The organism is Sporosarcina sp. BI001-red, from assembly GCF_003384035.1.
Classification (GTDB): domain Bacteria; phylum Bacillota; class Bacilli; order Bacillales_A; family Planococcaceae; genus Sporosarcina.
Map to the genome: position 1 here is coordinate 88,089 of NZ_QQAK01000011.1, position 24,219 is coordinate 112,307.

Here is a 24,219-nt window from a genome sequence, read left to right on the forward strand (position 1 = left end):
AAAAGTAGATTCCTTTAATCCAATATAAGTTCCAAGTCACTCCAAACTTTGCTACAATGAACAAAATCTACTATGTAAATGGAGGATTCATATGTTTACACTACCTGTTTCAGAAACGGTTTCACTGAAGTTACTTGAGCAAGAAGATGCCGCAAAAATTTTCTTTTTAGTAAATGACTCACGGGATCATTTGCGAGAATGGCTTCCTTGGGTAGACGGCGCACTCTCTCCTGAAAGCTATCGTCCTGTAGTAGAAATGTGGCTGAAACAGTTTGCGGAGCATAATGGCTTTCAAGTTGGGATTTTGTACAAAGGGGAACTTGCAGGAATGATCGGATTCCATAAGATTGATTGGATAAACAAAACGACGAGTTTAGGTTATTGGATTGGGGATCGTTTTCAAGGGCATGGAATTATGACGGATTCAGTTCGTGCAATGATTAACTATGCGTTTACTACATATAAGTTAAATCGCATCGAGATTCGTTGCGGAGTCGAAAACGTAAAAAGTCGAGCAATCCCTGAGCGCCTCGGTTTTCAACTTGAGGGGATTCAACGCGATGGGGAGTTTTTGTACGATCATTTCCATGATTTAGCCGTATATAGCATCCTCGCACGTGATTGGAACTAAGCCCTATCCACCAGCTACTTCTCCTGTAAAGAGAATAGCTGTTTTTTATATGACTGTGTCGCTAAATCAAGGTCATCCTCAACGGACTCGGGTACTTAAAATAATATAAAAGATTTTGCGAGATTCGCAAATTGAGATGCTTCATACAGCCATTTTACGAATCACATACTTTTTTTGTAATCTACAGTTTATATAAAGTTCATCTACTAGGGGTACACTGTTTAAATGATTTGTAAGACCGAGCATTCTTTAAAGGGGGTCAAACAATGGCAGTAGCAAAAACATCTAAAGTGAACACGGGCTTTATTATTTTGTTGGTGGGTGTATTCATGGCAGCACTGGATAACGGGATTATCAGTGCTGCACTTACAACCATTAACACCTCATTCGATGTAAGTGCCACGCAAGGATCGTGGGGAATAACTTTATACACGCTAGGCCTTGCTGTGATGACACCTATTGTAGGGAAACTTGCTGACAGGTATGGACGAAAAAAACTCTTCCTCATCGAAATTGTGATTTTCACAGTTGGATCACTCGGGGTAGCGCTGAGTCCTAACTTTACGCTATTCCTCGCAGCGCGTTTGTTCCAATCATTTGGTGGCGGTGGTATATTCATTATCGCTAGCTCCCATGTATTAAGTACGTTTACGAAAGAAAAACAAGGCCGCATGCTTGGACTTCTAGGTGGGATGAACGGGATCGCCTCTGTTGTCGGACCAAGCATTGGAAGTTTTCTTATCGATTTGACTGGAAACTGGCATTGGTTATTTATAATTAACGTACCTATCGGGATTGCACTCGTCATAGTCGGTTTCTTCTCACTGAAAGAGACAAAATCCTATGTCATGTCTAAAATTGACTTTCTCGGGATATCATTGTTATCCTTCTCTATTCTCAGTGTCATGTTTGCCATCAATAACATTGGTCGAGGCGGTTCCTTCGCCGATGTATTCATCAAGTGGAGCGTTCTCGGACTTCTTATTCTCGGCGTCCTGACTTTCGCAACATTGATCTTTGTTGAAAAGCGCAACGAACAAGGGGATACTATCGACCCTATTCTTCCATACAGCCTTCTTCGCAAGCCCACTTATGCGATGACAATGGTGATGGGGTTATTGTCAGGGACATTCATCGGTGCGATTATTTTCATTCCGTCCTTCGCCCAGCAAATCCTTGGTATTTCAGCCGCGAAGTCCGGGTACTGGATGACACCACTCGCGCTCGCATCAGGCATAGGAGCTGGTGGTGGTGGCTATTTCGTCGATAAAAAAGGGCCCGTGAAGACGCTGATTTTTGCAGGAGTCATCGGAATCATCGGTTTTGGTGGTCTCGGTTACTTTGTAGATACTAAATTGTTGTTCATCATTTTCTCTGTTATTGCAGGTGCTGGATTCGGATTTGTACTTGGTGCTCCTTTGACCATTCTTACTTCAAATGCGGCCGGAACACAAAAAGGTTCTGCGATTGGTACCCTTTCAGTAGCCCGTCAAGTCGGACTTACGATCTCTCCGGCAATGTTTGCTGCGTTCATCCAAAGTGGATTCAGTAAATTCGGAGACCTGATTCCTCAGAAACTGAAAGAACATGGGATTGATCCTAGTCAACTTCCAGAAGGCTCTATGGAGGATTTAGTTGGGACCAGCTACGGGGATTTACAAACTAAAATCGATAAGATTCCATCTCCTGAAGTGCGAGATGCGCTTCAGGAAGCTTTCCAACAAGCCGCGCATTCTGCGTATGAACCGATCTATTTAACGACTGCTGTCATGGCCTTTCTCATTATCGTGATTTCACTTGTGTTCAGCAAACAATTTAAACATGACGCGATTGAAAGTGACATGCTGGAAGTACAGGAAAACCAACAAACTGCTTCAAAGAGCGAATAATACATGTTGCTAAAAACCGTTCAGGATACTTTCTGAGCGGTTTTTGGCACAATAAAACCCGAAACACGATCTAGGCTCCGGGTTATTCTGTCCATTCTGCTTTTAAGAGAAGGCAACGATCATAGGCTTGTAGCTGTTCCAACGATTTTTCATCACTCATGTTAAATGTTTGTACCCTGCCGCTTGCGGAGACAATGTAGTACGCAAGATAAGCGACTTCTCCTTGCTTCAATGTAAGCTCACTTTCAAAGGCTGGCATTAGCGTGGATCCTCCCGGTATCCCTTCCAGTTCTGGTTGTAACCGTCCTCCGGGAGAACTGAATAGGATTTGTTCAATAGCTTGTTCTTCTGTCTGCTCGACACCAAATCCGATAAGTGGTGCCTGCTGGTCTGAGGAACCATTCCACGGAATTTCAGCAAGAGTTCCTACGTATTCCCCATGTTCGTATTGCTCAATCGTAAATTGAATGCTTTTCCCCTCAGCCAGTGTGTCTTTTGACGTAAAATGCAGGGCATCCATTCCACCCGCACTGTAGATTAACCGTTGTTCATCGTCCGTCAACAATCTTTGTGTCAATGTGATGGACTTGCCTCCAAAGCACCCAGATAACAACAATGTTGCTACTAACAAAATTATAGCCACACCAATCCGTTTCACACGCATCCCCTTTGTTTGTCAGCGTTACTCGGCACAGTCTGTCGGTAAAAAGACGTAGTTTCCTTTTTCTATCCGTTCGCCGAATACGAGTGGTACCCGTTCACTGAAAATCGGTCCATCTGCAACGACTGTATGAAATTCTCCAGACTCTCCACAACTATCGATTGCTAGCGCGTCGAGTTCATCCATCAATTCAATTGTAAAACGTTGTCCAAGAAAGCGTTCCGGCATCCGACTTGTGTCGACTACAATAATATACGCTTCAAATCCAGCTGCAATGAATTCTTCCAACAATTGACGTCTCGGGATAAGCCATAGTGGATGCCATGGAATCATGCCTGCTTTTCCACACGCTTGTTGGACCCACTTCCGATGATCTTCTAAATCGATATCTCCGAAGACACCATTTTCGATACCTGCATCTGCACACGCTTTCATGGCCCCGATAAATTCTTGTTCATATGTTTCCCACGATGCTTGCCTTTTCATGAAAGGTGCACCCATTCTCTCTGCTTGAGCACGAATTACGGATTCCGGCAATGCATGTGATCGAGAGCGATCCGCCTCTTCTTCAAACATCGTCCATACTCGCGCAAGTCTAGCACCGCTCTGTACAGCTTTGTAGACTGCCATTGCGGAGTCTTTCCCACCGCTCCAGGAGGCTGTAAACTTTTGGTTCATCCTATCCACTCCCCTTTTTCATAGACTTGCAGACAGTATAGCATGTAGGTTACAGCCAACAAAAACCCCCTATGCACATGCGCATAGGGGGTGACTACTATTCCAACCATCTTTCAATCAGAAAAGATTAGTTAGATTACTTTTTTAAGCTGTAGTGATTCGATGGTATCGCGTAATTGTTTCAAATGACGCTTTTCATGCAATCCTACAAACGGGAACCATTGACACAATGGAATCTGTCCAAAAATCGGATGCTTGCATGACTTTTTCATAAGTGACTCTTTGTTGCTACTGTCATACACGTCGAGTAAATATAATCGGGAATTGTGCAACTCTTGTTTCATCTCGCATAGCGTCTTAAATGTATCCGAAGGAACTGTACGTCCTGGAGCTTCTACTTTAATGATGCGGTTGGTTGAAATGGAAATCGGCTTCTTCATCGCTTTCGGGCTCTCTGGATTCTTTAATTCCTTAGCCACATTTGAGGCGATGAGCGCTTCCATGAGCGAGAGATGCTCGAGGATTTGTTTCGGTGACCAGCCACCATTGGCAGGTTTCCGATTGAGTTCCTCATTCGTCAGTCCTTGGACTGCTTGCCAGATCTTTTTGCGTATTTTGTTATTGCCTTCAAAAACCATGGTACCCCTCCTACGCAGTTTTCACGTCTGCATTCTCTCTGAAATATATTAGAATCATACGCCCATATTCTTGAAAAAGGAACCCCAAATCTAACTGTCAGAATAGTAAATTCCCCTACCTTTTATAGCTCATCTGACACCGATCATAGACCACCTTTCGAAAGAATACAACCTTTATGAGTTTTTCCTTTTGTGAAAGGGTTTCCAGAGGTTTTTTATGCAAAAATAATGAAAGGATTTATTCAAAAAACAGGCTCTCCTAAGAGAACCTGTTTTCATCATTTTATGATGGCATTGGCGTATCGGTTGGACGCGCGTACCCTGTTTTATAATTTGAATCAATTGTCTTACGAATCTCTTTTAATGATTTACCTTCTTGCGCCATCGTGACAGACTTGATTGCGATTTCTACACAAACGTCACAACGCGTGCCATGGTCATCCCATACGACAGAACCGTCTTTACGGATTTCATCCACAAAACAGTTCAAGTTGCTGCCGTGACCTGCACTATCTGCACATCCACAATAGCAAGGCATATATTTTAGAATATCTTCTGCGTTTCCTGCTACTTGATAAACAAGTTGTAGATTCTCGGATTTGTCATCTAGAAATTCAGGCAGTTGTTCTGCAGAGGCAGTGACTTGCTGTAAGTCACCATTGGGAAGTTGTTTTTCCTCGCCTATGGCTAGTGCTGGCGTTTCTTTGTGATGTTGCTCAGTTGCCATTTTCCCACCACATGCGGAGAGAACAATCACAAGTATTGCTAAGATCGGCATGAGACGCTTTTTCATGGACATGTCGACTCCTTTTCTTGAAGGTTGTCCTCCCAGCATACAGGATTATACATACTCATGCCGTTACAATATTGTGGCAACTTACAAGCCGGTCATTTTAGAAGGATCTACCCACTCATTGAACTGATCTTCAGTTAGAAGTCCTGTTTTAAGTGCAGCTTCTTTCAAAGTTGTGCCTTCTTTGTGAGCCGCTTTCGCGATTTTCGCTGCATTTTCATACCCAATGTGCGGGTTAAGAGCCGTTACAAGCATAAGCGAGTTTTTCACTTTGTTATCGATTTCCTCACGATTCGGTTCAATGCCCACTGCACAATTGTCGTTGAAGCTGACCATACCTTCTGCTAACAGCTTTGCCGTTTGCAAGAAGTTGAAGATGATGACCGGCTTAAATACGTTGAGCTCGAAGTTTCCTTGGCTCGCTGCAAACCCGATTGTTGCGTCATTCCCCATGACTTGTGCAACGACCATCGTCAACGCTTCACTTTGTGTCGGGTTCACTTTACCTGGCATGATCGAACTACCTGGCTCGTTTTCAGGAATCGTAATTTCACCAATACCTGAACGCGGACCACTCGCTAACCAGCGAACGTCATTCGCAATCTTCATAAGATCTGCAGCGAGTGCCTTCATCGCCCCGTGTGTGTAAACGACTTCGTCATAGCTTGTCAATGCGTGGAATTTGTTTTCAGCCGACGTGAATTCGATACCGACAGACTTCGAAATTTCTTCCGCCACTTTGTCTCCGAATCCTTTTGGTGCGTTCAGGCCCGTACCGACTGCTGTACCACCGATTGCAAGTTCTTTCATCGATTCAACGCTTTCCTTCAACATTTTCTCTGTCTTTACGAGCATATGGTGCCAACCGCTCATCTCTTGACCGAGTGTTAGAGGTGTCGCATCCTGCAAGTGTGTACGACCAATTTTAATAATATCCATGAACGCTTCAGACTTATCGCCTAGCGTCTTTTTTAACTTTTCAAGTGCTGGTAGGAGTTCACGCTCCACTGCGATCACTCCGGACACGTGAAGTGCTGTCGGGAATGTGTCGTTCGAACTTTGCGACTTGTTCACGTCATCATTCGGGTGCAAACGTTCTTCCTCGCCCCATTCTTCCAACAACTGGTTCCCGCGGTTCGCGAGCACTTCGTTCATATTCATGTTGGATTGCGTTCCACTACCTGTCTGCCAAACGACGAGTGGGAAGTGTTCGTCCCATTTGCCTTCTAATACTTCATTGGCTGCAGCTGCGATCGCTTTCATCTTCACTTCAGAAAGGTTTCCGAACGAGTGACTTGCAATCGCTGCAGATTTTTTCAAATGTGCAAAGGCTTGGATGACGCCAGTCGGAATGCGCTCTCCACCAATTTTAAAGTTTTGTTTACTGCGCTGTGTTTGTGCGCCCCAAAGCTTGTCCGCTGGGACTTGAATTTCACCAAACGTATCGTGCTCAATGCGGTATTCCATCCTGAAAACCCCTTTTCGCAATTAAATTCACTCTCTTCTTATCTATCATGCCGGAATTCTTCTGTAAAATCAAAGATATTTGAATCGATAGAATGAGAAAAAGACCCGCCACAGTGAGCGAGTCTTCCTTTTATAATTCGCGACGTAGTGCATCGATGACATCGATTTGTGTCGCTTTACGTGCGGGGCGCCATCCTGAAATCATGGCCACTCCTATACTGATGGCAGATGCAATGACAACGAGTTGCCACGGAATGATAGAGAACGTTACGTTCAGCTCACCGAAATTTTCTTCTCCAAGCGCGGCTCCTACTACGAGTGGCAAGATGTAGTTTGCAAGGATACTGATTGCATAAGATAGGATGACTGCGATTAGGGTTCCAATGATGCCAATCCATGCACTTTCCAGTAAAAATAGGCGTTGAATCAATTTCGGCTTCGCACCGAGTGCTTTCATCACACCGATTTCACGTGTGCGCTCCGTCACTGCCATCGTCATCGTATTGAAAATACCGATGGATGAAATCAAGATGGCAATGGTTCCTACGAAAATGAGACCTGCTTTTAGGGCTAGGAAGAAGACATCAATCTGCTCCAATTCCTCAGATATGGAATAGACAGAATATCCGTCATCTTTTAACGTAGTCGTGATGCCCTTTACATTTTGCAGTTCATCAGCGTAAACGTTCAGATTCGAATAGAATAGTGAGGCTTCACTTTCTTCCGGCTTATGTCGGTCGTAAATGGCTTCCATCTCTGGAATTAACGAAGCATCTGCATATAGATTACCGTCAGAGATAAAATCTTTCGAAGGGGCCTTTGCAATTCCGACAATCGTCAGTTTGATCGGCTCTTTGTATGATTCACCCGTTTCGAAGCTTCCGATTTCATAGGTAATCTCCTTCCCTAGTAATTCCCCTTCATAGTGAGGCAATTCTGGTACTATTTGTTCTTCTTCATTCGATTCATTGGCTTGTTGTTGACTTTGAAACTTTTCAACTTCTTCTTCATTCATTAAATTCTCAGCAAAATCATGTCCGACGACGACTTCATATTTCCCCTTTGGTAATCGTCCTTTTTCTAGAGCGAATCCTGCTTTCTTTTCCTCACTAAAGTCTGAAATGAGAAGACTGCTCGGACTAGTATACTTATCTAGCGTGGTTGTCTGGAAAGCATTCACTTCTTGTCTAAGAACTACGGCTTTCACATGGTCGAGTTTTTTCATCTTGTCCGCTTTCTCTTTATCTAAATCCGCGCTATGCACTTCCACTTGGGTCACGAGGCGGTTATCGAGAATTTCCTTTTTCAACGTATCTTGAATACCGAAACCGACAGAAGCCAGGATGATGAGGAATGCAGTTCCCATCGTTGCGGCTAAAATCGTCATGAAGACGCGAAGCTTATTCTTTTTAATGTGCTGGCTCACAAAGTTTAGCTGATCTTTAAATTGCATGATGTATACCTCCTGCTTTCAAAACGCCGTCATGCATTTGATAGATCTCGTCTGCAATCGAAGCTACTTCATCGTCATGCGTAATAATGACGAATGTAATTCCACGTGATTCGTTCAGTGAACGGATGAGCGCAAGGATCTCTTGTTCCGTCTCTGAGTCCAGACTTCCTGTAGGTTCATCCGCAAAAATGATTGGTGGATTCGTAATGAGTGCCCGGGCGATACTGACGCGTTGCTGCTGACCTCCTGATAGCTCATTTGGGTAATGGTCTTGAACTTCTTTCAAACCGACGTGCTGGACGAGTTGCTCCACTTGTTTCGTACGTTCTGCTTTCGTAACACCTTTCAGTTTTAAAGGGAGTTCAATGTTTTCGAATGTCGTCAGTCCAGGCATGAGTTGAAAGTTTTGGAAGATGAATCCGAATTGCTCGAGTCGGAATTCTGCACTTTGGGTTTCAGTGAATTTAGAAGTTACTGTCCCATTGACCGTAATCTGCCCGCTCTCAGGCTTCAAGAATCCGGCCATAATATGCAGCAGTGTTGACTTCCCTGACCCACTTCTACCGACGATCGAGATAATGGATCCTTTTTTCACTTCGAATGAAAGGTCTTTCAGGACAGGCACGGGGCGTTCTTTTCCTTTTTTACCGATTTTGAATGAATGCTGAATATGTTCAACGTGAATCATTGTAACGTCCTCCTCTAATTTGCTGATAAGTTGAGTATGACAGCCAAATCTTTAGAAGAAGTGTATGGAAATATGAAGAGTTTCTTAAGATGTTGAGTTTTTTAAAATGGAATGCTTCTCATGGCGAAGCGTGCCTTTTGTTCTTAGTTTTCATTGGTAAAGGGCACTTTTACGCGAGTGGGTGTGCTGTTAGTCTGGGGGCCGGTCCGTGGCTGATGCTGTTATGATCACTTTTTGAGTTTTATGAGCGGTTTTCCTGGCTTATGATCACTTTTCGGGAGTTATGAGCGGTTTTGCACATTTATGATCACATTTATGTTTTTATGAGCGTTTCGAAACTTTTATGAGCACATTTCCTAGTTTATGATCATTTACTCAAAACCCTATACAAAAAAGCTGATGTCCCCAGTTATCTGGGGACATCAGCTATATGCATGCAATGAGATTACTCTTTATCCGAACCTTCGTCTGTAGCTGCTCCTTCTGTTGACGCAGCGAGTGGTGAACGAGGTTTCTTGAGTTCATCTGCTAAGTTATCAAGGCTTGGGCGCAATGTCCCTTTACCTGCATAACTTTCTAGCATTTCTTTAATGTTAAGACCTGTTGTCGCTCCTAATGATTCCTGCATCGTAGCCATAAGGTCCGTTGCGTAGCCGGTGATTTTGTTGGCACCGCCACCTTCTCCGCTACCTGTGTCGACCACTGTAATCTTATCAATGTTAGCAAGTGGGCTCGCAACTTGTTTCGCGTATTCCGGTAGCATGCCAACGATCATATCGAGCATCGCAGCCTGACCGTAGTGTTCGAATGCTTCTGCAATTTTACGCTTCGCTTCTGCTTCTGCAAGACCTTTCAAACGGATAATATCTGCTTCAGATTCACCTTGAGCACGCTGGGAATCGGCACGAGCTGTACCATCCAAACGAACCTTTTCAGCGTCTGCTGATGCACGCGCTTCAATTCTATATTTCTCAGCATCCGCTTCAGCAAGTTGGCGGGACTTCTCAGCCGCTGCATTTTGCTCAATTGCATAACGGTCCGCATCTGCTTTTTTCTTAACTTCAGAGTCGTATTGTAGTTCACGACGTTGAATCTCTTTTCCTTCAAGTTCAATTTGTTTCTGACGTTCTATGATGCGGATTTGCATCTCTTGCTCCATAACTTCCTGTTTAGAGCGAGCTGTTTGCAATTCGTACGCTTGGTCAGCACGTGCACGAGCTGCATCTTGTTCCAAACGATACTCCGCAACTTTCAATTGGTTCTCTTTTTCGGCTTCTGCAATTTCAGTTGCACGCTCAATTTCAGCTTTTTGTGCTTCTTTTGAAGCCTCTGCATTCTTGATACGCGTTTCTTTCACAGAAATTGCAGTTGCAATATCGGCATCTCGTTTTACTTGTGCGATACGTGGCTTACCGAGTGAATCGAGGTATCCGTTTTTATCTCGAACGTCTTTAATCGTGAATGATACGATCACTAATCCCATTTTCGCTAAATCTTGTGAAGCGACACGTTGAACTTCTTGAGAGAATTTGTCTCGATTTTTATAAATTTCTTCAACTGTCATCGAGCCTAAGATGGAACGGAGATGACCTTCCAGTACTTCTTTCGCTTCGTTCTCTCGATCATCCTTAGACTTTCCTAGGAACTGCTCAGCAGCTGTGGCGATTTCTGAAATCGATCCGCCAATCTTGATGATTGCCGTTCCATCTGCCATCACCGGAACCCCTTGTTCTGTATACACTTCAGGCGTTGTCACTTCGAGCTTGCTAGATAGCAAACTGAGTGGTGCAGCTTGTTGGAACACTGGTAAGACGAACGTTCCGCCTCCGCGAATGATCTTTACTTTGTTGCCTGAGTCATCGGTATGGACATTTTTAGTCCCGATATAACTACCAGTAACAATCAAGGCCTCATCTGGACCGACAGTACGGTATTTTGTAACGTATACAAGAATGACAGCTAACACAACAAATGCGGCGATCGCAATGGCAATCCACATTCCAGGTATTTCTATTGGCATTTTGTTTCCCCCTTAAGCTAGTAAGATTATTTGAAACGGAAAGGTTCGTATTCTTTGACGATGAACGTCCCTGAATTGACTTCAATAATGAGCACTTCTTTTCCATAGTCGATCGGGTGATTCTCATAACCAGACGCTCGCTTCGACAATAGGCCATTGACAGTTTCAATCACAATTTCGCCAAACCCATCAGCAGGAATCGGAACAATGACTTTCGCGACTTTCCCTGCGAGCGATTCGTTGGTGTATGCGATAGAGACTTCTGCTGACTTGAGTGGCAACAAAATGAAGAAGTATAGTAAAAAGTCAAGTATTGCGCCGGCAGCAAGTGAGATAATTAGAACGAGTTCGCTTCCAAGTCCCGTAACTAATTCTAGTACGTAGCCCCATGTCGCTGACAAAGTAATGAATGGTAAGATGACAGCCGGATCTAGTAAAGGAAACAAGTCACCGGCACCATCCGTTAAATCACTGAAGAATAAGTAGATCAACGTTGCAATTCCTGCGATAATCAATATCGGTAAATACAGTTCTTGCATCGTCATGCCGAACAGTTCCATTTCAAACACCCCCTTTGCCTATTCTATACGTAAGAGAATAAGAAAGGATTCATTTGAATGAATATTTCGTTACCAATATTTAAATTGGGTTAGTTTCTGCTTAGTTTGTGAACAATTTGTAGTGTGTTAAATTTTTTGTCGAAAAAACGCAGATTATGTTCGTCTTACACGTTTGAATTTGCTATGATAGGTAAGTTATTAAACAATACACTTTCCGTTAATCGGATGGAGGCCAATCATGTTCAGTCCAAGAAAAACAGACCCCTTTTTTGCTGCTTTGCTAACGATTGCAGAACATGTGCAAGAAGCGATGCACTATGCAAATGATTATAAAGTTACGTCCGTTGCTGATTTAAAAGAAGTCAGCATTCGTTTAAAGAAATACGAAACGGAAGGCGACGACCTAATCCACGAGCTTATCTCAAAACTGAACACATCATTCATGACACCAATCGAGCGTGAAGATATTTTACAACTCGCCATTAAAATGGATGATATTTTAGATGGAGTAGAACATTTTGCTGCGAACTTGGAAATGTTTTCGTTGATTGAAATCGATGTGTACGTGCAGACATTCATGGACAATATTGTGAAAAGTTCGGACGAAATCGTAAAAGCGATGAAGTTGTTAGAACGCAGAAAACTCGTAGAAATGAGAGATCATGCTGTCACTATCAAGGAATATGAGCGGATTTGTGATGAAGTGCTACGTACTTCCATCAAGCAATTGTTCATCCGAGAAACAGATCCAATCCGAATTATCCAATTTAAAGATATATACGAATTGCTAGAAGATATCGCAGATTACTGCCAGGATGTCGCCAACACGATTGAGACGATTATCATGCGTAATGCTTAAGGGGACAAACTGATGGATACAGTATTGCTTTTCACGCTTCTGATAGTAGTTTGTGCGCTCGTATTCGATTTCATCAACGGGTTTCATGATACTGCGAATGCGATTGCCACTTCCGTTTCGACTCGCGCCCTCAAGCCACGTGTAGCTATTTTACTCGCTGCCACGATGAACTTTGCTGGTGCTTTGACGTTCACAGGCGTAGCAAAAACCATTTCAAAAGATATTGTAGATCCATTTACACTAGAAAACGGTTCGCTCGTCATTTTAGCTGCTCTTCTGTCAGCAATTATCTGGAACTTGGTAACGTGGTATTTCGGTATTCCGTCCAGTTCTTCACATGCTCTAATCGGTTCGATTGCAGGAGCTGCAATTTCAGCGGCAGGATTTGGAATTTTGAACTATAGTGGTTTCATAAAGATTATGGAGGCACTTCTCATTTCACCGGTCATTGCAATTGTCGGCGGATTCATCGTCATGACGCTCCTTCGAGCTGTACTGAAAAATCGTAATCTATTTAAAGCAAACAAACGCATCCGGTATTTACAGATTCTCACAGCAGCTATCCAGTCTTTCACACACGGAACAAACGATGCTCAAAAAGCAATGGGGATTATTACGATGGCTCTTATAGCCGCGAACCTCCAAACAGGTGATGATATTCAAATGTGGGTACGAATTGCCGCTGCAACTTCAATGGGAATTGGGACATCGATCGGTGGTTATAAAATCATTAAAACTGTCGGTGGTAAGATTATGAAAATCCGACCGATTCACGGGGCTGCTGCCGATTTGAACTCTGCTGCCATCATCTTTGGGGCAACCCTTCTTCATTTGCCTGTATCTACAACACATGTCATCTCTTCTTCTATCATGGGAGTTGGCTCTGCACAACGTGTAAAAGGCGTTAAATGGGGGACGGCTAAGAAGATCGTCATCACCTGGGTAATCACGATGCCCATCTCCGCAATGGTAGCTGCGATATTGTACCAATTGCTCAACTTGTTATTTTAATCCGAAACAAATGGGTTGCTTTGCCAACAGCCGTCTGTTATGATAAAGAAGAATTATTTTTGTTCGGCGCGATGGTTGAGTTCTCTTGACCCTTTCAAGACTTGAGCAAGGATAGTAACACAATGTATGCGAAATTCCGCATACGAGGAGGAAACAAACATGGAACATGGTAAAGTAAAATGGTTTAACGCAGAAAAAGGTTATGGTTTCATCGAACGTGAAGATGGCGACGACGTATTCGTTCACTTCTCAGCAATCCAAGGCGACGGCTTCAAGACTCTTGAAGAAGGCCAGGATGTAACTTTCGAAATCGAGCAAGGCCAACGCGGTCTTCAAGCTACAAACGTTGAAAAGAACTAATTAACTTTAACCTTTCAAAACCGTTTCCTCCTATGGGAACGGTTTTTTTATGCTGTTTTGTCTTCCGCGGCCTTTTAAGAACTAGTTATCTGTATAGCCGTTGGTTCTCTACCGTCCCACTGCAAATTGCGTCTCGTTGCCGATTATTCTATACTGCTTCGCTTCTTCCTAAAAATACGAATTCTTCCAACGAAACAGTTCCATTCTCCACCACTACCCGATATGATGAACATAGTGAAATTTACATAAGAAAGAGGGACACGACATGAAAGCATTTTCCGGCTTCGTTGCCGCCCGACATAAATGGATAATCGCCTTTTGGCTCCTCCTACTCATCGGATTTGCCATTTTTGCAATTCGTCTCCCTAGCCTTCTTGAAGGCGATGGATTCCGTATGGACGGCGAACAAGAAGATGTTTCCAATACATTAACGCGAGACTTTGATCAACCCGATGAGACCATGTTTCTCGTTTTCGAAGGGAAAACAGATAATGAAATTTCAGATGCCTTAACTGCCATTGAAAAGCTCAAAATCACGAAAGGAATCCTTTCCCCTCTGGATGAATCAGATCAGTATACAGGTGATATTTCCTATGCGTTGCTTCAGTTTGACGAGAGCGAGAGCGATAAATCTCAGTTTGTCTCTGATATCCGTGAAACGGTGGGAACGAATAATGGCATCACACTTACTGGACAATCACCGATTACGAAAGATATTAACGCTGCAAGTCAAAAAGATTTAATGGTCGCCGAAGCAATCGGACTACCAATTGCACTCATTGTGCTACTTTTCGCATTCGGTACTGTTGTAGCTTCCATAATCCCCCTACTTATTGGGGTTGCTACCATCGTTACTTCGTTCGGGATACTCGCGCTGTTCGGTCAACAGATGGACCTGTCCATCTTCGTCTTAAATATCATTCCTATGCTTGGACTCGCGCTCAGTATCGATTTTGCACTCCTGTTCATCAGTCGATATCGGGAAGAACGTAAACTGCAGCCAATTCCTGGCGCCGTTCGCACAACGATTGAAACAGCAGGACGATCGATCATTTTCTCAGCGTTTTGTGTATTTATTGGACTCGGAGCGATGTTGCTCATTCGCGTGGACATCTTCCAAAATATAGCGCTCGGTGGCATGATTGTCGTTTCGATGGCTGTTCTTGCATCCATCACTCTCCTGCCAGCTGTACTACTTGTTCTTAAAGAACGGATTGACAAGTGGAAAGTCCTTCGGGTTAAAACCGGTACAGATCGCTGGCGAACATTTGCAGAAAGTGTCATTAAACGTCCGGTTCTTATTACAATCGGTGCACTTGTCATACTCGGAATTGCGCTTATACCGGTTCGTAACATGACGCTAACGATTCCTCAGATCGACTCATTACCTCTTTCCTATGACACTCGTTCTGCATATGAAAATATGGAAGATGCCTTCGGGATGCGCGATGAATCTACTGCGTTTGTCATCGCGGAGCGCAAAGGCGGCTGGAAAGATGAAGACGGATTGAATGCACTGAAAGAAGTACAAGAAGCACTAGAAAAAGATCCACTCACAGGTAAAGTGACGACTGTTTTCTCTGAAAGCGGTATCGAGCAACCAAAAGATTTCACTCAGGCCCTGCAGCTACCAGAGCAGTCTGCGCAATTGCAGCCATTGCTCGATGCATTCATCTCAAAAGACTTGCTCATGATTCCCGTAACACTGGAATCAGACGGCGCATCCAGTCAAGCACAAGAATGGGCACGGAATTGGTCTGAGAAAAAGACTCCATGGAATTTGCAAATCGGAGGAGAAGCAAAATTCAACCAAGAAATCTTTGACGAAATTACCGACAACATCGTCTTCGCCCTACTCATAATTATCATATCGACGTTTATCATCTTAAAGATTGCATTCCGTTCGCTTCTCATTCCAGTTAAAGCGATTCTGATGAACATCATCGGATTGTCAGCATCATTTGGATTGCTTGTCTACATTTTTCAATATGGCCACTTCGGCCTTCACCCCGGAACTATTGCACTGATTATTCCGGTCATCGTATTCAGTCTCGTGTTCGGACTGAGCATGGATTATGAAGTATTCCTGATCTCTCGTATGCAGGAATCGTATTTAGAAACGGGTGACAATGATAAGTCGACGGTTGAAGGCCTTGCATCGACAAGTAAAGTCATTACTTCCGCTGCGCTCATTATGATTGTACTGACAGGTGCCTTCGCATTTACGGATGTGATGCCTGTAAAACAAATCGGTGTTGGCATCGCCATCGCAGTAGCGATTGACGCGACTATCATCCGTTTGTTGCTCGTTCCAAGCCTTATGAAACTGTTCGGAGACTGGAACTGGTGGTTGCCGTTCCGCAAGAAAAAATAATTTACAGCAAAGAGACGCACGCTCCATCTAGGAGTGTGCGTCTCTTACTATCAACTTATGGCGGACTGATCCGTCCACTCCAACGAAACTGATACACCCATTGATGAATCCACATCGTGTTGGTCGTGTTTGAACGTCGCCATTACTAGAAAGTAGATGGCTGCTACCGCCACAATTGTCAGGACAATCACTGCTATCGCGATTGGTTTGCCTTTCATCGGACGATCCCTCCGTCCTCCACTTTCTTAAATCCTTCTTCTCTCAAATAGTCCGCAGCTTCTTGGTAATCCCCGAAGCTGTCTTCCAAATTCAACCCGTGATAGATATTCCAAGCACCAATCTCTTCTTTTAGCTCAAGTTTCGAATTGTGCCCGTCTAACCAGACTTCTTCAACCGGCTCCGAATCCGTCTTCTCTTCAGCCAATCCTGCAATCGCATCTTCAATCGTCTTACGTAATTCTGTTTCAGATGCCTCTCGCACATTCACGAGACCGCGGCTATCCGGCTCATAACCAGGCACGTCCGCAACGTAAATGAACGCATTGCCATTCGGATGTAAATGCTGAACGACAACCGTCTTATCAAATTTACTAGCTGCGTAATGATAATTAACTCGCTTCATTGAAACGTCTTTACGGGACAGTTCCGGGAAAGATTCAATAATGGTTTGTTTTTCTTCAAATGTAAGCATTGGTGTTTACACACTCCTCATATTGTTCGTTTTAGTATATCATGATTCTTCGTGTATCAATAACCCGAACATCCGTGCGAATCCGATTGCTTGTTCCTTGGAAACCGTGCATGCTGCAATTTTGGAAGGGGTCACTTCCAGACGTTCGAATGTACATTCAGCCAGATTCACTCCTGCAAGATCCGTCTCTCTAAAATTCGCATTCTCCAATTGACTACGGGTAAACTTCATATCCTTTAATATACACTCAAAAAAGTCCGACTCCGAAAACTGGGAATCAGCGAGCTGAACTGACTGCAACTTACTGAAGCTAAAGCCGCTGTAGCGTGCGTCACATTCCTCAAATCGTACATGTTTGACCCCTGAATGATCGAAGTTCGCTCCCGTCAATTTGCAATTTCTGAATTCACAACGCAATACATCTGCATGTCCAGCCGCCACATTTGAGAAATCACATCTTTCAAATACGGTATCGACAAATGAGGCGCCTGATAAATCCATATTTGCAAACGTACAATCGGTGAACACTGCATCATCTGTAGAGAGCTGCATCCCACTCGTAAAACGTAAGTCTCCATTTTCCATTTCCACTCCACGAAGCGTTCCTGGGTCTGACGGGACTTGCTCAGAAAGTAACTGTTCTCTATGCGCTGACAACTTAGGTTTCTGTAATACCACTTTCTTCACATCACCACTCCTATCTCGTTTTCCATTCTGTAATTAAAACAATTACGATGACGACGGAAAATGCGACAATATAAAACCAATTGGGGATTGTACTTAACCCACCAAACATTCCACCAGCTCCTCATTATATAGGAATCCTTCGACTTCCCGTCCTCATTTCGCTTCTTTCTAAAAGTATACCTGCAATCTACTCTTCTGGAAACAATCACCGGTAAAAATTAAAGGGTTCACACTGTATTCAATCGACTCCAGCAAGGTATACTAGGAATAGGAGGCGAATTATTTGAAACGACTTTTCCTATTCATGCTATTTCTAGTTGCCCTCTTTCTCTCAAAATCTTACTGGGAAGAACCGGTCTCTAAGTATGTCGATCTATCCTTTTTAGATTCTATAGATGAAAAACTTGAAGACGTCATCAACAAAGACACGATTGATACGACAATCGATACATTGCGGACTGCGACTCAAGACCTTGCAGGCATCATCTCGGACAAAACAGATGGATTACGAGATGCGAAACAGTCTGTTGACAAACCTGCGCTCGCAAAACCTACAGGCACCCCTATTTCAATCAACAACCTTGAAATTGGTGCATCGGCTGAACAAGTTACAGCTACACTCGGAGAACCAAAGGGCCAATCCCTCAATGAATACGGAGCCGAATGGCGCACGTATCACACAGATTATCAAAACTTCGTCATGGTCTCTCTTGATGAATCCAACCGAGTCGCTGCCCTTTACACGAATGACGACCTCATCGCATCGACAGTCGGCGTTACGTATGGAGCCTCTAAAGCAGATGTCAGAAAAGCACTCGGCCAACCACTGACTAAGATGCGTAAAGGAATGAACGTGTTTGTCCTTCAAGATGATGAAGGCATGGACCTTTTCAAACTCGGTGATGTCTATGCGTATGTATTTTATGACATTCATCAAGAAACAACAGTGACCGCTGTTGAACTCGTATCTGTTGCGCTGGAAAACAACAAAAAGTCACTTTATGCTGAGCGCAGTGAAGCACTCCGAAATGGATTTGAGCGCCAGTTGTTTGATCTTACGAATGCAGCTCGGGTCCGTCACGGGCGCTCCATCCTTACTTGGGACAGCACCGTGTCAGGAACTGCAAGAAAACATAGTGTGGATATGGCTGTCAATAACTATTTTAGCCACGATAATTTGCAAGGACTCTCCCCCTTCGACCGCATCAAAGAAGATGGTATAGGATTTAAACGTGCGGGTGAAAACCTTGCTTACGGACAGTCCAGTAGCATATTTGCACACGAAGGCTTGATGAATTCGAAAGGCCACCGCGAAAATATTCTTCTAAAAGATTATAGTAGCCTCGGTATCGGCGTCGACTTCAACAAAGAGATGCAACCCTATTATTCAGAGGAGTTTCTACTCCGATAAAAAACAGCCAGACAGTGCTTCGTTCTCACTGTCTGGCTGTTTTTTCACTTCGTCTTGAGTTCCGCACAGGCAATCCGGTCTCCAGAATTCCCGGAAGGGTCTGTTTTATAATCATCTTCATCTTCGTGAATGACGAGAGCACTACCATCCCCATCTATCAAGGAGTTGGGCTTTCCAGGCTGCAGGGTGAGATTATGCATGGTCACTTTAACCGACACTTTCCCATCTTCTCCTACTTCCAAATTAGGCAAGTCCCCAAGATGATACCCTTTCGGATTGTCAAAGCCATGTTGTTTATCCGTCGGGTTAAAATGACCTCCTGCAGATTTGAAATCTGGTGGTGTACAAACTGCCTTCTCATGAAGATGAATGCCATGTATGCCTGGCTTTAGCCCATCAGCTCTTAAGCTAATCGTAAGAATTCCATCTACTTCTGAAACATGTGCTTCTCCAATTTTTTTGCCATCGGTGTTTATTAAATTCGTTTCAATTGTTTTTGTTGCCTCCGCGTTCACGGGCACTTTTTCTTTCTCATCCCCGCAACCACTTAAGACAATCATCAGTGTCGCAATAAGAATTCCCTCAACTAGACGTTTCATAAAATTTTCAAACCTCCTTACGATAAGGATGGCTGAAAACCGGTAAATTATGTGTCTTTATGAACGTTTTTTTAGAGTCTCACTTCATCGCTCATTTCTAACACGTCAAAAACATCATGCTGGATGATCAGCGACATAATTTTCCCGTTCTTTTTAAAGTAATGGACATTTCCGACTCGCGCTTCGAGCATCTCCGTCCACCCCCATTTTTCAATTTCCGCCAAATATTCAGGAGGCGGTGTGCCTTCTTCGTCCCCAATATCGTTCATTTTGTATTTGGCAGACTTCGCAATTTCTGTCGTGCAGTCTTCCGGTTTTACTTCGTACGCATTGTTTGGTACAGGGAATCCTTCGTTAATGACCGCCATCCGGTAACCGTCTTCGTGAGCAAATGTATAAGAACAGCCAGACAGCAACCATACGCCTACGATGAGTATTCCGACAACCCGTTTCATTCTACCAACCTCCCGAATTGTTCTGTTACTTCAAGAATACTTCATAAGTTGGGACATGTCTTTAACGTATTTGTGACAAAAGGAAGGGAAGTTATAAAAAGTCGTGTTGACCTTTTATAACTTCCCTTCCTAGTTTTCGTAATCGTTAGCCATCTAGCATATGGTGTTGATTTACGTTAAAGGCGGACGCTTTCCACCTCAATCAACAAATCTCCCATACGCAACAGTTCGTATCGGATCAAGTTATAGTTCAACAAAACTAAATCCTTATTTCAACTTCTGGATGATGCAGACTTTCAAGTAGTTGAATTCCGGATAATCCCGGTTTGTGCGGAAGTCTTTTGGCAAAGATGATTCTTCTAAAATTTTATACTTTGTACCTGTCGCTTTAAATGCTTCATCGATGAACGTTTTGAACTTCTTCATACTGAAGCTTGCGTTATTTGTAGATGCAACGATAAACCCTTTTTTCTCAGTAATTGCAATTGCATCCTGCAGTAAGGTCGTATAGTCTTTTGCTGAACTGAACGTGTACTTTTTAGAACGCGCAAAGCTAGGTGGGTCTAGTACCACTACATCGAACTTCAGCTCGTGACGCTTTGCATAACGGAAGTAATCAAAGACATCCATTACTTTAATATCTTGTGCTTCATAGTCGATACCGTTCACACTGAACTGTTCAATCGTTTTCGCAAAGCTGCGTTTTGCTAAATCGACACTAGTTGTCTTCACAGCACCACCACTTAATGCAGCGACTGAAAACGCACCTGTGTAAGAAAACGTATTCAAAACATGATTGCCTTCAGAATATTTATCTCGAAGTGCCTCACGGACATCACGCTGGTCAAGGAATACGCCAGTCATCGCTCCGTCATTCAAATCAACGGCAAAGTTCATGCCATTTTCTTTAACAATGATTGGGAAGTCGCCAGGTGTACCTGATACGTAATCATCCTGATCGATATACTGCCCTTTTGTATCAAAGCGCTTTTTCTCATAAATCGCTTTCGCATTAACAATTTTATCAAGTACGCCGTACACGTGATGCTTCATTGAATAAATTCCTTCACTGTACCAGCTCACCATATAATAACCATCGAAGTAGTCAATTGATAGGCCGCCAATTCCGTCGCCTTCTCCGTTAAATAGACGGTATGCAGTCGTTTGGGTATTCAACTTAAAGTTACTACGACGTTCAATTGCCGCGCTTATGCGGGATTCGAAAAATGTGAAGTCGATTGCCTCTTCTTCTTTTCTCGTTAATACCCAGCCAATCCCTTTGTTCTGGTTACCGTAATAACCTTTTGCAATGAATCGACGGTTTCGGTCGATCAGACGAAGCAAGTCGCCTTCTTCTTTTAAGACTTCCGGGTTCATGACAGCATCTTTTAAGATGAGTGGATAGCCTTTCTTTAAAGCGATCCCACTTTTATCGTTTACGAGTACATCAATTGTTTTCATGTTTTCATCCTTTTCTACGGATATTTATGTCCGTTCGCACATTTTCTTTATTATCGCACGTTTGGCGTTGAATTGCGATTCCTTGTTAACAAACATTCACAAGAATATACATTTTGTCACCGTTGTTTTCCGCTACAGGTGGACGCTTTCCGAGGGGCTTGATTTCAGCCTCCTCGTTGCTTTGCTCCTGTGGGGTCTTCAATCTGGGCTTGTCCCTCTGGAGTCGCCACCTTTCTCTTCAAACAACTATCGTAACAGGCTAACATAAAACCCCAAATTGATAATACAAGAATTCACAAAATTGATTTGCGGATTTTTCGTTTTAGTAAAAAAGAAGGCTTTGTTTCTGCAAGTACGATTGCTAGTAAGATGAGTACAGCTCCTATGATCATTTGCCCTGTGACGATTTCGCGAAGCATGATAATGGAGAAAATCATTCCCCATAGTGATTCCATTGATAGAAGAATTGCCGCTTTTGTTTCTGAAACGTGCTTTTGTGCAACGGTCTGAAGCAAAAATGCGAGAGTGGTTGAAAATATACCTAAATAGAGTAATGAAGTCGCAGAAGTAGTCGTGATGGGAAGTGATGCCTCTCCTTTAATTCCGACAACTATCCAGGCAATGCTCGCAGCTACCGCCATTTGAACAATTGTCAATGTAATTGCGTCTTCTTTACGGACAAACTGTCCCGTGTAAAAAATATGGAATGCGAAAAATATTGCACATAATAGCGATAATACATCTCCTGGATTAACGGATAGTGATCCATTTAATGATAAAAGTGCAATTCCACCCATCGCAAGAACAGCACCCACGAGTTCAAAAGGACTTACTTTTCTACGATAAAGAACAAACGCAATGAACGGAACGATCAGCACATTCACCGCAGTTAAAAAAGCATTATTGGACGGCGTGGTAAATTGCAGGCCGACCGTCTGAAAAGCGAATGCACTATACAAAAACACACCTAACAACCCGCCCTTTAGAATAACAGCAATGGAAACCTTCAACAGTTTTTTATAAAACACAACTCCAAGCAAGACGGCCCCAATGATAAACCGTCCTGCAAGAATTTGATATGGACTAAAATAGTCTAACGCAATCGCGCTAACAGGAAATCCCGTCCCCCAAATTACGGCCGTCACGAGCAGGCCGATTTCACCCATGTATTTACGCATCCAGCATCCCCCTGTCTGTGATTAGTATACAAGGGAATTAGGAGTGCCGTATAGAGGAATAAAAAAGACCTCCGGAATGTTTCCCCAGAGGTCCCGTCTATTATTCTTGTGGTGTCGTTGCTGCAGTCGCGGCTCCCGCTAATGCATCATCCCAATTCGGTGCTTCGACTTCCAACGGGATATTCTCTCTTCGCGCCTTGAGCGCTGCGAAAAAGAACAAGACCACTAGGAAAATCGAAATCACTGTCGCACCTATCAATGCCACATCCATTGGTAATCTGAAACCAATTTGTGCATTTAAGATATACGTTGTTGTTGCCATGAGCATGAATATCCCGGGTATAAGTGCAATCCAGTAATTCTTTTTAGCGATGAACAAGTACATTGCCCCCACAAAGAGCGCAATAACCGCAGTCGACTGATTCGCCCATGAGAAATATCTCCACAGAATGTTGAAGTCTACGAACGTTAGTGCAACAGAGATTACGAACAACGGTAGTGCAATCCAAAGACGGCTCAAGATTTTCACTTGTGGTAACTTGAAGTAGTCTGCAATAATCATGCGAGCACTACGGAATGCTGTATCACCTGAAGTGATCGGTAAGATGATAACTCCAAGGATTGCTAGTGTTCCACCAACAGCACCAAGCATTAACACGGAAGCTTCACTAACAATCATTGCAGGACCCCCTGCTGCAAGCAATTCGTTCAATCCAACTGGACCATTGAACAACGCCATACCAGCAGCTGCCCAGATCATCGCGATAACTCCTTCAGCAATCATCATACCGTAGAAAATCTTACGACCTTGCTTCTCACCTTGTGTCGTACGTGAAATAATTGGTGTCTGTGTCGCATGGAATCCAGACAATGCTCCACATGAAATCGTCAAGAATAGAAGTGGAAAGATTGGAATATTATCCGGATGCAAGTTTGCAAGTGTCAATTCCGGAATAGGAGCGCCGGTAAAGAGCATCCCGCCACCAACGCCAAGTGCACTGATGATGAGCAACAAACCGAAGATTGGATAAAAACGGCCAATGATCTTATCGATTGGTAGCAACGTTGCAAGAATGTAATAGATGAAGATCGCTGCAATGATGAAGCCCATTGCGACCCATCCGTTCATTAAATTATAAAGTAAGCCTGCAGGCGCAGAAACAAATACCGTTCCTACAAGTAGTAATAGAAGAATTGCGAAAGCGTTTACAAGATGCTTCATAAATTTACCGAGGAACTTACCAGCAAGTTCTGGCAAATGGGCACCGCGGTTTCGAATGGAAATCATACCTGTTAAATAGTCATGAACCGCACCGGCAAAAATCGCTCCGAGTACAATCCATAGGAATGCAACAGGTCCGTAAAGTGCTCCCATGATCGGACCGAAGATTGGCCCAACCCCTGCAATATTCAGCAACTGAATCAGAGAGTTCTTCTTTGTGTTCATAGGTACATAGTCAATGCCATCAGCGTTTGCATAAGCAGGTGTCTGACGTTCTTCTTTCACTCCGAAAACGCGTTCCACGAATTTCCCATACGTGAAATAGCCGACAACGAGTAACACTACCCCAAATAGAAATGTATACATGCACTTCCCACCCCTTTGTCTTTATATATTCTGTTATTAGTTTAGATGAATTATTCTAACAATAGGC

The 24,219-nt window shown here is 43.5% G+C and carries 24 protein-coding genes; 7 read left to right on the forward strand and 17 right to left on the reverse strand.

Annotated elements, in window-relative coordinates; genetic code table 11:
- Positions 1-91: 91 nt before the first annotated feature.
- Together DVB69_RS07495 and DVB69_RS07500 are read left to right on the forward strand one after the other, a co-directional pair.
- On the forward strand, positions 92-631 hold the full coding sequence (locus DVB69_RS07495) for a GNAT family N-acetyltransferase (protein ID WP_116018184.1): 540 nt from the start codon (positions 92-94) through the stop codon (positions 629-631).
- Between the two features lie 266 nt (positions 632-897).
- A complete protein-coding gene (locus DVB69_RS07500; RefSeq protein ID WP_116018186.1) occupies positions 898-2,520 on the forward strand; it encodes an MFS transporter in 1,623 nt (540 codons plus the stop codon).
- 82 nt (positions 2,521-2,602) lie between these two features.
- Here DVB69_RS07500 and DVB69_RS07505 read toward each other — a convergent pair whose 3' ends face one another.
- The 9 genes from DVB69_RS07505 to DVB69_RS07545 form a co-directional block, all read right to left on the reverse strand.
- Positions 2,603-3,178: a hypothetical protein gene (locus DVB69_RS07505; protein WP_116018188.1), complete on the reverse strand. Its 576-nt coding sequence runs from the start codon at positions 3,176-3,178 to the stop codon at positions 2,603-2,605.
- Between the two features lie 24 nt (positions 3,179-3,202).
- A complete protein-coding gene (locus tag DVB69_RS07510; protein WP_116018190.1) occupies positions 3,203-3,859 on the reverse strand; it encodes a Dph6-related ATP pyrophosphatase in 657 nt (218 codons plus the stop codon).
- 131 nt (positions 3,860-3,990) lie between these two features.
- The gene (locus DVB69_RS07515) at positions 3,991-4,497 is read right to left on the reverse strand and encodes a DinB family protein (protein ID WP_116018192.1); all 507 of its coding nucleotides are present in this window, start codon (positions 4,495-4,497) and stop codon (positions 3,991-3,993) included.
- Positions 4,498-4,780: 283 nt separating this feature from the next.
- The gene (locus tag DVB69_RS07520) at positions 4,781-5,290 is read right to left on the reverse strand and encodes a PCYCGC motif-containing (lipo)protein (protein ID WP_116018194.1); all 510 of its coding nucleotides are present in this window, start codon (positions 5,288-5,290) and stop codon (positions 4,781-4,783) included.
- Between the two features lie 84 nt (positions 5,291-5,374).
- A complete protein-coding gene (gene fumC / locus DVB69_RS07525; protein ID WP_116018196.1) occupies positions 5,375-6,757 on the reverse strand; it encodes a class II fumarate hydratase in 1,383 nt (460 codons plus the stop codon).
- A 130-nt stretch (positions 6,758-6,887) separates the two neighbouring features.
- Positions 6,888-8,210 carry an ABC transporter permease gene (locus tag DVB69_RS07530; protein ID WP_116018198.1) on the reverse strand — a complete coding sequence of 441 codons (1,323 nt, stop codon included), beginning with the start codon at positions 8,208-8,210 and terminating at the stop codon, positions 6,888-6,890.
- Positions 8,200-8,898, reverse strand: a complete 699-nt coding sequence (locus DVB69_RS07535) for an ABC transporter ATP-binding protein (RefSeq protein ID WP_116018200.1) — start codon at positions 8,896-8,898, stop codon at positions 8,200-8,202. The genes DVB69_RS07530 and DVB69_RS07535 overlap by 11 nt, the downstream gene beginning before the upstream one ends.
- 445 nt (positions 8,899-9,343) lie before the next feature.
- Positions 9,344-10,918: a flotillin lipid rafts scaffold protein FloT gene (locus DVB69_RS07540; RefSeq protein WP_158541061.1), complete on the reverse strand. Its 1,575-nt coding sequence runs from the start codon at positions 10,916-10,918 to the stop codon at positions 9,344-9,346.
- Positions 10,919-10,944: 26 nt separating this feature from the next.
- Positions 10,945-11,478 carry an NfeD family membrane protein gene (locus tag DVB69_RS07545; RefSeq protein WP_233505352.1) on the reverse strand — a complete coding sequence of 178 codons (534 nt, stop codon included), beginning with the start codon at positions 11,476-11,478 and terminating at the stop codon, positions 10,945-10,947.
- A 238-nt stretch (positions 11,479-11,716) separates the two neighbouring features.
- Here DVB69_RS07545 and DVB69_RS07550 point away from each other — a divergent pair, with 238 nt between their 5' ends.
- The 4 genes from DVB69_RS07550 (at position 11,717) to DVB69_RS07565 (ending at position 16,082) form a co-directional block, all read left to right on the forward strand.
- A complete protein-coding gene (locus tag DVB69_RS07550) occupies positions 11,717-12,337 on the forward strand; it encodes a DUF47 domain-containing protein (RefSeq protein ID WP_116018202.1) in 621 nt (206 codons plus the stop codon).
- A gap of 12 nt (positions 12,338-12,349) precedes the next feature.
- The gene (locus DVB69_RS07555; protein ID WP_116018204.1) at positions 12,350-13,348 is read left to right on the forward strand and encodes an inorganic phosphate transporter; all 999 of its coding nucleotides are present in this window, start codon (positions 12,350-12,352) and stop codon (positions 13,346-13,348) included.
- 159 nt (positions 13,349-13,507) lie between these two features.
- On the forward strand, positions 13,508-13,708 hold the full coding sequence (locus tag DVB69_RS07560; protein WP_116018206.1) for a cold-shock protein: 201 nt from the start codon (positions 13,508-13,510) through the stop codon (positions 13,706-13,708).
- 265 nt (positions 13,709-13,973) lie between these two features.
- Positions 13,974-16,082, forward strand: coding sequence for an MMPL family transporter (locus DVB69_RS07565; protein WP_116018208.1), 2,109 nt, complete (start codon positions 13,974-13,976; stop codon positions 16,080-16,082).
- Positions 16,083-16,132: 50 nt separating this feature from the next.
- On the opposite strand, the gene DVB69_RS17555 is transcribed toward DVB69_RS07565, so the two are convergent.
- From DVB69_RS17555 to DVB69_RS07575, 3 genes are read right to left on the reverse strand one after another with little or no spacing between them, the layout of a single operon-like run.
- Entirely contained in the window at positions 16,133-16,300 is a 168-nt protein-coding gene (locus DVB69_RS17555; protein WP_158541062.1) for a hypothetical protein, read from the reverse strand.
- Positions 16,297-16,773 carry a hypothetical protein gene (locus DVB69_RS07570; RefSeq protein WP_116018210.1) on the reverse strand — a complete coding sequence of 159 codons (477 nt, stop codon included), beginning with the start codon at positions 16,771-16,773 and terminating at the stop codon, positions 16,297-16,299. Before DVB69_RS07570 ends, DVB69_RS17555 begins: the two co-directional genes overlap by 4 nt.
- A gap of 39 nt (positions 16,774-16,812) precedes the next feature.
- Positions 16,813-17,460, reverse strand: a complete 648-nt coding sequence (locus DVB69_RS07575) for a pentapeptide repeat-containing protein (RefSeq protein ID WP_116018212.1) — start codon at positions 17,458-17,460, stop codon at positions 16,813-16,815.
- Between the two features lie 283 nt (positions 17,461-17,743).
- Between DVB69_RS07575 and DVB69_RS07580 the strand changes: the two genes are divergently transcribed.
- Positions 17,744-18,871, forward strand: coding sequence for a CAP domain-containing protein (locus DVB69_RS07580; RefSeq protein ID WP_233505353.1), 1,128 nt, complete (start codon positions 17,744-17,746; stop codon positions 18,869-18,871).
- A 44-nt stretch (positions 18,872-18,915) separates the two neighbouring features.
- Here DVB69_RS07580 and DVB69_RS07585 read toward each other — a convergent pair whose 3' ends face one another.
- From DVB69_RS07585 to DVB69_RS07605, 5 genes are all read right to left on the reverse strand, one after another.
- On the reverse strand, positions 18,916-19,470 hold the full coding sequence (locus DVB69_RS07585) for a superoxide dismutase family protein (protein WP_116018214.1): 555 nt from the start codon (positions 19,468-19,470) through the stop codon (positions 18,916-18,918).
- Positions 19,471-19,541: 71 nt separating this feature from the next.
- The gene (locus DVB69_RS07590) at positions 19,542-19,925 is read right to left on the reverse strand and encodes a hypothetical protein (RefSeq protein WP_116018216.1); all 384 of its coding nucleotides are present in this window, start codon (positions 19,923-19,925) and stop codon (positions 19,542-19,544) included.
- Between the two features lie 267 nt (positions 19,926-20,192).
- Positions 20,193-21,386, reverse strand: a complete 1,194-nt coding sequence (locus DVB69_RS07595; protein WP_116018218.1) for a class I SAM-dependent rRNA methyltransferase — start codon at positions 21,384-21,386, stop codon at positions 20,193-20,195.
- Positions 21,387-21,679: 293 nt separating this feature from the next.
- Entirely contained in the window at positions 21,680-22,564 is an 885-nt protein-coding gene (locus tag DVB69_RS07600; protein ID WP_116018220.1) for a DMT family transporter, read from the reverse strand.
- A 100-nt stretch (positions 22,565-22,664) separates the two neighbouring features.
- The gene (locus tag DVB69_RS07605; protein ID WP_116018222.1) at positions 22,665-24,152 is read right to left on the reverse strand and encodes a carbon starvation CstA family protein; all 1,488 of its coding nucleotides are present in this window, start codon (positions 24,150-24,152) and stop codon (positions 22,665-22,667) included.
- Positions 24,153-24,219 lie beyond the last annotated feature (67 nt).